The organism is Blautia sp. An46 (genome assembly GCF_002161645.1).
In the GTDB taxonomy this organism is placed as follows: Bacteria; Bacillota; Clostridia; order Lachnospirales; family Lachnospiraceae; genus Blautia; species Blautia ornithocaccae.
In genome coordinates this window covers 25,833-37,129 of the sequence record NZ_NFIF01000012.1, presented here as the reverse complement: position 1 = coordinate 37,129, position 11,297 = coordinate 25,833, and the positions used below count along the sequence as shown (strand labels likewise).

Genomic DNA, 11,297 nt, shown 5'->3' with positions numbered 1-11,297 from the left:
CTATAATCTTGTATTTGAGTTTTTGTGTCATCCCGAAATGGGAGTCTGGGCCATTCACCCAGGACACATGCTATTAAAATTAGAATATGAGCATACCTTCATACTGAAAACATCCCAGGGGATCACTCCCCTGGGACATCAACAAACTTGTATCCGACTCCCCAAACGGTCTGGATATATTCTTTTGTTGTAACCTTCCGCAGCTTCTGTCGGATATTCTTTATGATGCAAAAGACAGCACTGCTCACATCCACAGGTTCTTCCTTCCAGACTGCCTGAAAGATCTGTTCTTTCGTATAGACTCTCCCTGGCTGACTGGCAAGATAAGCAAGAGTCTGAAATTCATAAGTCTCTGTAAGAGGAAGTGTGTTCCCCTCGTAAGAAACCTGATGTTGGATCGGATCAATACAAAGACCGGAATACTGGAGAACCTTATCATTCCCTGTCGCTGGTTTCTCTGTATTGAATTTAGTCAGAAGCTGCTCTGTTACTTTACCAGTTGTATCCGTGAAGCGAAGGATGATTTCGATTTGCTCCATTGCTTGCCACCTATTCAATTATTCGTAGTGATTTATTTCCCCTTTTTCTTAATCACATGGACGATCACAACAATTACAATGATTGCGGCAACCACTCCAATCAGGGGTAGCCATGTGTCAATAATACTCTGGAACACGGCATCTCATTTGATGTTCTCAGGCAATAGTTTACACCTCCATTATTTTTTGCTCTGTAACCATCCGTTTGCCTGCTGAACAACGGCTTTTTCTTTTGCCGTTGTCCGGCAGGAAATAGATATATTTTCTTAAAGTGCTAAATCTTTTCGTCTAAATCCCAGCAATCCAATAATCAGGAAAATAGCAGTTAATCCCAGCAAAACCACAAGACTAATAACCGAAACAATATTTCCATTGATAAGCTGCTGTGGGTTGAACAAACTCAATGGATTGCAGTACAGAAGAATTTTGGCACTATCATATACGGAAAAAAACATCTGCATTATGATGAACAACGAAATAACCCCGGCCCCACAGCCGATTGAATATTTAACATCAGTGAATAAGCAAGCAAACATAAAGCAGAACGCCGCAATAAATAATTGCAGGACGAGCAAGCCTAAATTGAGTATTAAAAACCGGGGTATATCCAACGCACCTTTGAACATCATGGAGCAGCATACAATCATCAATCCTGTATTGAATGAGATCATCACGACTAACCCCAAAAATAGATTGACCCATTGTGTTAAAACAATTTTCGTTCTTCCATGCTTTGAATTTAGCAGATAGGCAAGTGATCCATTTTCCACATACTTTGCAAGTAGGCGATAGCACATTACGATGCTGTAAATGAACGGTGTAACAATCAAAACAAATTTATACAGATATGTAATGATGAAATCCAGCAAGGTCGTCCCCATATCCTGCATTCCGAAAGCAGCAAGAACAACCGGCATACTTTCCTCTAATGATTTCAGGCTGTCCTTTAGCGATGGGTCATACATTGCCACCAATGTGACAGCATACATTGCGATGATACTCAAAAAAACAATATATAATTTGTAGTTTACTTTTACTTCCTGCTTCATCAATGAGCGGATCATGCTTTGGTTCCTCCATAATACTGCAAAAATACTTCTTCGATTGTTTGGTTTCTTACTGCTATATCCTGCACATCGTAATGTACTAACTCATGCACAAGATCATTGACAGAGCTATCCAGCAGAAAAGATACCTTGTAATTTCCATCGAATGTACTGCCAGCATGAACCTGTGTAAATGTCTTTGCAAGTTCAGGGGTTGCAAAGGTAATCGTGTAATGTTTTTTGTTCGTATCTCGAATACTCTGGATACCTTTATCGGCAATCAAGTGTCCATCCTTAACCATCAGCACTCTATCACAAGTATTTTCAACTTCTTCAAAAATATGGGATGACATAAATATCGTTTTGCCTTTGCTTTTTTCTGATTTTATAAGCTCGACAAACTTATTTTGCATAATAGGGTCTAATCCGCTGGTCGGTTCATCTAAGATTAACACAGATGGATTGTGCATAAATGCAACGACTAACCCTAATTTCTGTTTTGTCCCCTTTGACATTTTTTTGATCTTGATACGAGTATCCAATTCAAAGTAATCTACGAGGTGTCGAACCTGTTCTGCGGAAACATTCTCTTTTATTTCCATCATAAATCGGATGAACTCATTGCCAGTCATTCGATCATTCAAAAATGATATTTCTCCCGGTAAATAGCCAACCTTTGACTGTATTTGCTTTGCCGCAGAGAACGTATCCATATCAAATACTTTAGATATACCCTGCTGGGGATGGATAAAACCCATCAAGTGTCTTATGGTCGTTGTTTTGCCCGCACCGTTTGATCCCAGAAATCCAACAACCTCTCCTTGGTCAACAGTAAAACTTAAATCAAAAATGCCTCTATGGTTTCCATAATCTTTTGTCAAGTTGTGTGCTTCAATCATCTTCATAGGTATTCCTCTTTATAACTAATCTGTTTAATCATTGCTTTCCATTTTTCAAATTCCGCAATAGCCTCATCAAACACAATCGGTTGATTGGTTCGATGCTTTTCAGACAGATAACCCTCGGATAACCACGAAAACATTTTGTAAATGTACTTCGGATCAATGTCCTCTTTGAATAGCGAAAAGTCAATGTGCTTGAAGTATTCATCGAATGTGGTATTAAAATTTTCAGCGAGATAATCATTAACCGAAGCCGAAACTTTTTCGTCTTGAAAAAGAACCATCCGCAACGAAAAATCATACATATAAGGATAGTCAGACCATATTTTCAATTTGGTTCTTATCCCGAAGTCCAACATATCGAAAAAATCAGTTATGGCACTCATTTTCGCTACATCTACTGCTTCCAAAGAAACTTTACTGCAAAAATCGCACAAGTAAAGATAAAAGGTTTCTTTATTTTTGAAGTAGTAAAATAACAGTCCTTTAGATATTCCTGCTTTTTCCACAATCAAATCAGTGTTTGCCTTTTTATATCCGTATTGCCCGAAACATTCCAGTCCTGCGTTTATAATCCGCATTTTCTTTTCAGACGGTAATTCTTCAAACTTCTCCGCAGACAATTTTTAGACCTCCTTTGACTGTTTTAGTCAATTCTATTCTAATACGTTGACTATTTTTTTCAAGACCCCAGCGACCACTTCTTAAGTTCTTCTCTATATTTTCTCAACAATACCTTTGGTTTTAAAATATCAATATATCGTTTCTTTCCATTTGACACCCACTATATCTTGTGCTACTATAATCTTGTATTTGAGTTCTTGTGTTATCCCGAAATGGGAGTCTGGGCTATTCACCCAGGACACATGCTGTTTAAGTTGGAAAATCGTGTCATTATAATGCCGTTTTTTACGGCACTGTAATGGCACTTTTTTTATTTTCACTATTATTTATTTTAACGCCCAAAGAGGCAGAAAGGAGAATTTCTATGTCAGCAATCATCTTTTTACCAGGGAGGCCAACATCGGATCCTCAGATCATGCAGGCAAAGAACAGCAACACGACCTATACGACTCTGGACATCTCCTGCCCCCAGCGGGGAGCAGACGGAAAGAAAGAAACTGTATTTTATTCCTGCTATTTCAATTCATTTCTAGCAGACCGCCTGATCAAAGCAGGAGTAAAAAAGTCAACCGGTCTGATTATCATTGGAGAGCTGGAGCTGCATCCCTTCATTCATCAGAAAGGGAAAAACCAGGGGAAACCGAACTCCGGCCCCAGCGTGGTTGTCAAAGACTGGCAGTTTGCACCTATGACTTATGACGATGCAAATGGAGCCAATCCCGGTGTACCTGGAGGCGTTCCTCAGAACGGCTATGGACAGCCCGGAGGAGCTCCTGTTCCCAATCAGCAGGGCGGATACCCGACACCTGCACAGGGCGGCTATCCACAGGCATCCGGTGCTCCTGCCGGCAATTATGCTCCTACAGGCGCCGCACCGCAAAACCAGAATGGATATGCACGGGGAGGACAGGGAAGAACAACTACTCCACAGGGGAACGTACCACAGAACGGTTACAGACAGCCCCAGAACGGCTATACTCCAAATCCTGGAAACGCACCCAATTACGCACAGGGCAATCCGAACCAGCAGCCTTCCGGCGGCTATGCTCCTGCAAGCGGGGCAGCTCCGGGAACACAGGGAGGCTATCCGGGAGATGGGTTTACCCAGGTTACAGAACAGCAGGCAGAGACACTTCCCTTTGTCGCTTGATGCTGAACACAAAAAATCACATAAGAAACGATCCATGTAGAGAATTGCACCCGGAGACTACTCCGTACAGGCAGTTCTTTTTTTGTGTCCGCACAGGATCCAGGAGAGCGCCGATCATCGGCTCTCCCGGGTGCGGCACAGCAAGTTTAGGAAGAAAGGAAGAATTTACATGAAAGCAAAGAAAACCAGAACGATCAAAAAGATCTTACAGATCACTGTACTGTGCCTGTTTGCGGCGGCATTTCTGCTTCCAAAGGGAAGCCAGTCCTATCTGATGACTGGTATTGCCGCTGCGGGAGTCATTGTTTCCCTAGCAATCCTTATCATCCCTCCGCTTGCTTCCGGACTCCGGAAGCTCCAGATCCCGGCTGGTAGGGCAACAGATACTGGAAACGGGAACTCGGATTTGGAAACCATCCTGATCCGGCAGATCAGCTATCAGATCACAGACACACTTCAGTCTGCTTTTCCGGAAGCCACCTGGGAATTTGCAGAACCCCTGCGTCTTTCCCACCTGTTGGATGGAGATGCGATCCGCTTATCCACCAGAAACACCGGTGACCATAACTTTGCGGAAGTGTCCATGGATGAATACGGCAGCCTGCATCTTCAGATGCTGACTGTCTCTGCGTTGAAACGGAAAGGCGACAAAGCCGCATCCCCGGATACGCCAAAGGTTGATCCTGCGTCCTGGTACTCCCTGATCGGGAAACCATTCCTTGTGGAAATGATCGGGAACCTGCAGGCAAAAGGACACCAGAAGCTGTTCATCGGAGAACAGGGGGATGTTTATATCCTCAACGGGAAGGAGCCGGAAGTAAAGGGAAAGCTGGAGCATTTCCCGCCGAAAGCCTACTGGCCTGCACTCCTGCAGGTGTTTGCCGATGATGAACTGGAAGCGGCAGAAACAGAAAACGCAGTAGAGATCACCTGGGCATAAGGAGGAAAAGCAACGATGGCAAGAGGAAAATTAGTGGAGAGCTGGACCTTCCAGCGCACGCTCCCGGACCCTTTCAAAGACTATACGGATGACGCCGTGTTTAAGAATATCGCATCCAAATACTGTACCCAGCCGCAGAAGAGAAGCACCCTCCATGCGGCTACCCTGCAGGCCGTCCTGACCTACATGGAACTGGAGGAGTCCGCAGGCGGGAAGTCGGCAGAGGAACTGGGCGCAATCGGGAGCCAGACCAATACCTATACAGTGGCAGAATATCCCAGCCGTACCGGAGAACTTCATGTGGTGGTCTATAACCCTGCAAACGGGAAATTTATTGCCGGGAAGTACACGGTGCCGCCGGATACAGAAAATACACCGGAGAAATATGTATTCAAAGATTCCGAGAATACAGGAACTGCTTTGTTATTCGCTCTGATGCCTACGTTTCTTTCCGATGAGGAGTTCAATGAGAAATACCAGCAGTTAAAAGAATACCGTGCAGCCGGTTATCCGGACATGGACGAGGCGGCAGAAACGGCGGCTGTCCTTTGTGACAATGCTTACCGCCGGATCCGATACAGTGATACGCTCGCAACGGGAGGAATCCGCACGGATATTGCTGCCAATGGTGTCATCCCGCTTTTGAAGCCGCTGGCTCTTCAAACGGGAACCTATGCGCCTACGGAAATCATCCACGGGGCTTTCCAGGTACTGAAACCCGGCAACACCTTTAAGAAGAAAGCGGAAGTCATAGCGAAAGCGGATTTTGTGGGACAGTATATCCTGTCACCTGCCCGTGTACTGACTCCGGAGGAGGAACTGACCGTCCCGGTACTGCCGGACTGGTATATCATCCCGAAGGAAGTCAAACGGATCTGTGAACACGCAAAAGTCACTACGGACACGGTACAGCCCATGCGGAACTTTCTCCTTCGTGGCCCTGCCGGTACGGGAAAAACGGAAGGAGCCAAAGCAGTTGCTTCCGGGCTTCATCTTCCTTACCGGTGCCTGACCTGTTCCGCAAATACAGAGGTATTCGATCTGCTCGGGCAGATCCTGCCGGATGTGGACGGGAAACGCACTGCCCTGGAGCGGCAGTATCCGTCTTTCCAGGATATCATGCTGGACCCGGCAAGCGCCTATGAAAAACTGACCGGAACCTACGATGAAAATGTTACAGAAGATCAGGTCTACAAGCAGCTCATTGATACTATTTTTAATGAAATGCACGAATACTATGCCTCCAAAACCAGCCAGCAGCATTTCCGCTACGTGGATACGCCGCTGGTGGAAGCAATACGGAACGGATACCTGATTGAGATACAGGAGCCGACGGTCATTGCAAATCCCGGTGTGCTAGTGGGATTAAACTCCCTGATGGACCGATGCAACAGTGTGTTTCTCCCCAACGGTGAAACGGTACAGCGGCATCCGGATATGGTGATCGTCGTAACAACAAACAATGACTATGCAGGCTGCAAGCCCTTAAACCAGTCCGTAATCTCCCGTATGAGTGTGCTCATCGACCTGATGGAGCCGGATGATGAGACACTGGTGGAACGTGTACTTGGCGTTACCGGCTGCAAAGAGAAAAAGACCGTTCAGACAATGGCACGGATTGTCCACTCCATCTCGGAATATTGTCGGGAAAACCTGATCACAGATGGATGCTGCGGTGTCCGGGAACTGATTTCCTGGGTGCAGTCCTATATGGTCTGCGGCGATATCCGGGAGGCGGCCCATTACACCATCCTGCCTTCTGCTACGGCAGATGCGATCAGCCGTGCGGAGGTTGAGGAAAGCTGTCTGGATACTGTCCTGCCATCCTGAAAAGAGAGGAGGCAAGCCAGTGGGTAAAACGCCTCTTACAGAACCAGAAATGTATGCACTTCTTGCAAAAAACCTGTCCTACTTACGCAAATCTCAGGGCGGGCTTTCCCAAAGAGCGGTGGCACGGATCTTACACCTGCCGCCAAAAACCATTATGAATTACGAAAACTGCAGGGCCACTCCGCTTGCCTATGCTGTCCTGAAACTGGCAGATTATTACGGCTGCTCCGTGGAAGACCTGCTGACAAAAAATCTCACAGAAAGGAAATAGAAGATTGAACAGTAACCAGAAAAAATTAAAGCAGATGATCCGGGAAGAGGAATCTTCCATTACCGATCAGGAATTTTTTACGTCCTCTGCCTTCCATCAGTATCTGACCTCCCAGGCACGTGCTGCTACCGGGCGTTACTGCTACGGTCTGCAGGCACTGATTTCCTGGGACGAATCTGATGGTGCGGCACTGGCTTACACAGACTCTTATAAGATCTACCTGAATGCGGCAAACCATGTTACCCAGAGCTTTCCGTCCCGCTTCCTGCGGGCGCTGAGCCTGGTAGGGATGACCGGACATGAGACGGCACATCTTCTGTTTACGGATTTCACCACCCGGAACCTTTACCTGACAAACCTGGGGAACGGCTCTTTTTACCCGGAAGATCCTTCCGTAGAACTGCCGGCCTATCAGAAAAACCAGACGGAAATCCTGGACGCCCTGCAGGAAAAGGACAAGGCCGTATCTCTGACCTTGCAGACCTGTGCGGCTTCTCTTCAGAACATCCTGGAAGACATCTATATTGAAGCAAGGATGTGTGCTGCCTTTCCCGGCAGCTTCCGAAAGGGTATCCAGCTCAATAACCTGCGGATGCTGGAGCAGATCCCGGATCTTCACGAACAGCTCAGCCGGAACTACCAGCCGTTTACGATTGCCTCCAACCTGCTTCTGGCTTATTGCCGGTCCGGCACCATCAGTAACCGCTTCCACAGCGACAGCGAATACCTGGATGTGCTGGCCGATGGTATGGAGTATATCGACACGGCGCTGGAAGCACCATCGATCAAAGAACGGCTGACTGCGACAAACTGCCTGCTTGTCCTGTTCTGGGACTTTATCAAACCGCTGGTAGAAGAAATGCGGGAGAAGCTGGAACACCAGGATGAAACGGAAGCAACAGAGGAGCTTCAGGATCTTCTGGATCAGCAGATTGCAGGCGGCACGCCCATTCCTCTGGGAAAAGGCGGTGGAGAGGTAAAGAATATCCCTGCCGCCAAAGGAGGCGCAGGCACCGATCCGCAAGACGCAGATTTCTTTTCTTCCAAAGGCCGTCAGGAAAGCCTAAAGGAAGCGGAAAAAGTGATGGCGGAGGAAGGCGGGCGGATTGCCCTTGCCAAGACCAGCGCTATTTTAGACGGCAATGATCCGGGCGTAACCTACGCATCCCAGTATGCCGGCACCGGCTATGAGGATGCGGCATCAGATATTGCCCGTGTCTTAAATGAAGCCGCAACAGAAAAAGCACAGGCAGCCTATGAGCAGCAGCTGACAGAAGAATTACAGAAAGCAGCAAATGATATCCATTACGGAAATGCCCATGCCGGTATCCATGTGACCATTCATCGGGTTCAGGACATCCCAGACCAGCTGATCCGGCAGTATGAGGAAGTTGCACCTCCTCTTCTCCGGGCTTCCAAGCGCCTGCAGAGTTCCATCCTGCCCCTCTTAAAAGAGGAGGCGGAAGGCAGAAAGCAGAAGAACCTTCTGTATGGACGGCGGCTGGATATGCGCTCCTTTCATCACCAGGACGGTTCTTTCTTCATCCGGACCAGGCTCCCAGCCGATGAACAGCGGCTGGCAGTAGGGCTCCTGATTGACGAAAGCGGATCTATGGGCTGGGGTGACCGTATCACTCACGCCAGAAAGACAGCCATTGTCCTTTATGACTTCTGTGTCAGCCTGGGGATCCCGGTAACCATCTATGGCCATTCCACGGATTACCGGGGCGTAGCCCTCTATTCCTATGCGGAGTTTGACTCTGTGGACGAGAATGACCGCTACCGGCTGATGGATATGATAGACCGCAGCGGCAACCGGGACGGCGCAGCGCTCCGCTTTGTTGCAGAGCATCTGGCGAAAAGACCGGAGAACCGGAAACTTCTGATCCTGATCTCCGACGGTCAGCCAGCCGATACCGGTTATCGCGGCACGGAGGCAGAGGCGGACCTGCGGGGAATCAAGAAGGAATACGCCAGACAGAATATTGTTCTGTTTGCGGCAGCCATTGGAGAGGACAAGGATGCCATCCAGCGCATCTATCAGGAAGGGTTTCTGGACATTACCCGTCTGGATGACCTGCCGAAAAACCTGACGCTCCTCGTTAAACAGTACCTCAAATAAATCATAGAAAGAAGGGATAACTTATGAGCCAGTCTTATCAGAATCTGGCATCGGACCAGATCTGTAAGGTCCAGAATGACAAAAAACTGATTTCATTCCATGACCGGCTGCGGGCCGCTTTGCCTGGCAGCTATGCACAGATACACGCCAAGGGAGAGTTCTCAGAGAACAATCATAAGGTTCACTCGCTCATCGGCGTGTCTATCCAGGATTATTCCAACGGCACCGGGGAACGCAATATCATCACCCGGTTCCATTTAAGCCCGGAGCAGGTGCAGTTTTTCCTCACCCGCCTTACCGCAGGCTTTCAGGAATTTGAATGGAGTATCAGCAAGATCTTTGGGGAACCCGATCAGTACGGGTACTCCACCGCACAGCAGTTTTCCATTTCCAGGCACGCTCGGGCATCCGACGGCAGGGAAATGAAGAACCCGTGGCGGATCCAGATCATAAACGGAAGGGGGATCAAAGTACAGAATCGAAACGGCGGCTCCTATATGCAGTCGGGCAGCTTCCAGATGGACAAATCTGCCTTTATCCAGCTCACGGACATGGATCTCTACCTGCTCTTAAAGCGGGTGGATGCCTATGTGACCGAATGGGAGCGCTGCATTGCCCCGCCGCTGATCTCAAACGGGAAAGAGATGCTCGCAAATCAGCAGGCCCAGCGCCAGCAGATGCAGCGGCAGCCTTACCCATACGCAGCATAGAAACATACGATACAACCATGCAGGAAAGGAAGCGGAAGCCCCGCTTCTTTTTCTGTTCCGGCGTAAAAGAAAGGACGGTTTTTATGAGTATTGCCGTGATACGAAACATGGATACCCAGGGGCGCATCATCATCCCTGCGGATATCCGCAAAGAAACAGGCATCCGCAGCGGCAGCACCCTGGAGATTGCCACGGACGGGACAACCATCCGCATCCGGAAGTGTACGCCCCGGAATACCGGTTCCAAAGAACTTCGGGATTTCCTGGAGCCTCTCTATAAGAACATCCGCTGCGGGCTTGCCATCAGCAGCACTGACTGCATCCTGGCATCCAAAGGCTGCTATCTGCCAGAAGGCGCACAGATCACAGAGGAACTGCGCTCTCTTATCGAGGAGGGCAGAGAAATGTTTTCTCAATCAGGCCTCTGCCCTCCAGTTCCCGACTGCTCCCGGAAGGTTGCCGCACTGTTTCCGGTCACTTTAGCTCTGGCTTCTAAAAAAGCAGCGCTATTGCTGATCCCGGAGCCAGGACGGTGCTTATCGGGCGCCGAGTGTAACTGCACACGCCTGATAGCAAACATGATTACCCGGAAATACAAACCGAATGAATAGAAAGGACGAATGATTATGAAAGCATTGCACCCATTAACAGAAGAACAGAGAATTTTCGCAGAGAAGCACCACGATTTTATCTATCAGTATCTGAACGGACGCCACCTGAATATCGAGGATTACTACGATACCGCTGTCTTTGGCTATCTGAAAGCCGTACAGGATTATCTGGAGAAACCGGAACTTCAGCAGTACCGCTTCTCCACCATCGCCCGCATCGCCATGCGGGATGCACTGGCAACGGAATGGAAAAAACAGAACCGTCCCATGCGCCGGGCTTATCTGGAAGAGTATCAGGAAGATACCGCTGAACTGGACGTTTTCCTTCCTGTCCGGCAGGAACGTCTGGCAGAGGCAATGGATGACCGGAACCGCCTGCTGGCGCTTCTGGCTTATCTGACGCCGAAGGAGCGCCAGGTGGTCCATCTGCAGGCGGACGGCTACACCTACCACGAAATTGCCGAGATCTGTAATATTACCTCCCATGGGGTACACAGCCGGTTCTACCGCCTCCGCAGAAAAGTACGGAGTCTGGATGGAATGGAGGTGTGA

Annotated in this window: 12 protein-coding genes; 8 read left to right on the top strand and 4 right to left on the bottom strand. The window is 48.3% G+C overall.

From position 1 onward, the window contains the following. Nucleotides 1–122: 122 nt before the first annotated feature. The 4 genes from B5G00_RS10960 to B5G00_RS10945 form a co-directional block, all read right to left on the bottom strand. The gene (locus tag B5G00_RS10960) at nucleotides 123–539 is read right to left on the bottom strand and encodes a winged helix-turn-helix domain-containing protein (protein ID WP_087202313.1); all 417 of its coding nucleotides are present in this window, start codon (nucleotides 537–539) and stop codon (nucleotides 123–125) included. 266 nt (nucleotides 540–805) lie between these two features. Continuing rightward, nucleotides 806–1,603, bottom strand: a complete 798-nt coding sequence (locus B5G00_RS10955; RefSeq protein ID WP_087202311.1) for an ABC transporter permease subunit — start codon at nucleotides 1,601–1,603, stop codon at nucleotides 806–808. Continuing rightward, complete coding sequence (locus B5G00_RS10950; protein WP_087202309.1) at nucleotides 1,600–2,490, bottom strand: ABC transporter ATP-binding protein; 891 nt, start codon at nucleotides 2,488–2,490, stop codon at nucleotides 1,600–1,602. The genes B5G00_RS10955 and B5G00_RS10950 overlap by 4 nt, the downstream gene beginning before the upstream one ends. Beyond that, nucleotides 2,487–3,110: a TetR/AcrR family transcriptional regulator gene (locus B5G00_RS10945; protein ID WP_087202307.1), complete on the bottom strand. Its 624-nt coding sequence runs from the start codon at nucleotides 3,108–3,110 to the stop codon at nucleotides 2,487–2,489. The genes B5G00_RS10950 and B5G00_RS10945 overlap by 4 nt, the downstream gene beginning before the upstream one ends. Nucleotides 3,111–3,475: 365 nt before the next feature. On the opposite strand from B5G00_RS10945, the gene B5G00_RS10940 reads away from it, so the two are divergent. The 8 genes from B5G00_RS10940 (at nucleotide 3,476) to B5G00_RS10905 (ending at nucleotide 11,297) form a co-directional block, all read left to right on the top strand. Further along, complete coding sequence (locus B5G00_RS10940) at nucleotides 3,476–4,261, top strand: hypothetical protein (RefSeq protein WP_087202305.1); 786 nt, start codon at nucleotides 3,476–3,478, stop codon at nucleotides 4,259–4,261. 169 nt (nucleotides 4,262–4,430) lie between these two features. After that, the gene (locus tag B5G00_RS10935) at nucleotides 4,431–5,201 is read left to right on the top strand and encodes a hypothetical protein (RefSeq protein ID WP_242971337.1); all 771 of its coding nucleotides are present in this window, start codon (nucleotides 4,431–4,433) and stop codon (nucleotides 5,199–5,201) included. Nucleotides 5,202–5,216: 15 nt separating this feature from the next. Next, complete coding sequence (locus B5G00_RS10930; protein ID WP_087202304.1) at nucleotides 5,217–7,031, top strand: AAA family ATPase; 1,815 nt, start codon at nucleotides 5,217–5,219, stop codon at nucleotides 7,029–7,031. A gap of 19 nt (nucleotides 7,032–7,050) precedes the next feature. Further along, a complete protein-coding gene (locus B5G00_RS10925) occupies nucleotides 7,051–7,302 on the top strand; it encodes a helix-turn-helix transcriptional regulator (RefSeq protein WP_330396353.1) in 252 nt (83 codons plus the stop codon). A gap of 4 nt (nucleotides 7,303–7,306) precedes the next feature. Then, nucleotides 7,307–9,424, top strand: coding sequence for a nitric oxide reductase activation protein NorD (locus B5G00_RS10920; RefSeq protein WP_204244060.1), 2,118 nt, complete (start codon nucleotides 7,307–7,309; stop codon nucleotides 9,422–9,424). Between the two features lie 23 nt (nucleotides 9,425–9,447). Next, the gene (locus B5G00_RS10915) at nucleotides 9,448–10,134 is read left to right on the top strand and encodes a hypothetical protein (protein ID WP_087202300.1); all 687 of its coding nucleotides are present in this window, start codon (nucleotides 9,448–9,450) and stop codon (nucleotides 10,132–10,134) included. 83 nt (nucleotides 10,135–10,217) lie between these two features. Further along, on the top strand, nucleotides 10,218–10,745 hold the full coding sequence (locus tag B5G00_RS10910) for an AbrB/MazE/SpoVT family DNA-binding domain-containing protein (RefSeq protein ID WP_158095413.1): 528 nt from the start codon (nucleotides 10,218–10,220) through the stop codon (nucleotides 10,743–10,745). Between the two features lie 15 nt (nucleotides 10,746–10,760). Next, a complete protein-coding gene (locus B5G00_RS10905; RefSeq protein ID WP_158095412.1) occupies nucleotides 10,761–11,297 on the top strand; it encodes a sigma-70 family RNA polymerase sigma factor in 537 nt (178 codons plus the stop codon).

Excerpts from the sequence above, each read along its gene's own strand:
- B5G00_RS10960 (WP_087202313.1), bottom strand. The coding sequence starts at position 539 with ATGGAGCAAATCGAAATCATCCTTCGCTTCACGGATACAACTGGTAAA.
- B5G00_RS10955 (WP_087202311.1), bottom strand. The coding sequence starts at position 1,603 with ATGATCCGCTCATTGATGAAGCAGGAAGTAAAAGTAAACTACAAATTA.
- B5G00_RS10950 (WP_087202309.1), bottom strand. The coding sequence starts at position 2,490 with ATGAAGATGATTGAAGCACACAACTTGACAAAAGATTATGGAAACCAT.
- B5G00_RS10940 (WP_087202305.1), top strand. The coding sequence starts at position 3,476 with ATGTCAGCAATCATCTTTTTACCAGGGAGGCCAACATCGGATCCTCAG.
- B5G00_RS10935 (WP_242971337.1), top strand. The coding sequence starts at position 4,431 with ATGAAAGCAAAGAAAACCAGAACGATCAAAAAGATCTTACAGATCACT.
- B5G00_RS10930 (WP_087202304.1), top strand. The coding sequence starts at position 5,217 with ATGGCAAGAGGAAAATTAGTGGAGAGCTGGACCTTCCAGCGCACGCTC.
- B5G00_RS10915 (WP_087202300.1), top strand. The coding sequence starts at position 9,448 with ATGAGCCAGTCTTATCAGAATCTGGCATCGGACCAGATCTGTAAGGTC.
- B5G00_RS10910 (WP_158095413.1), top strand. The coding sequence starts at position 10,218 with ATGAGTATTGCCGTGATACGAAACATGGATACCCAGGGGCGCATCATC.
- B5G00_RS10905 (WP_158095412.1), top strand. The coding sequence starts at position 10,761 with ATGAAAGCATTGCACCCATTAACAGAAGAACAGAGAATTTTCGCAGAG.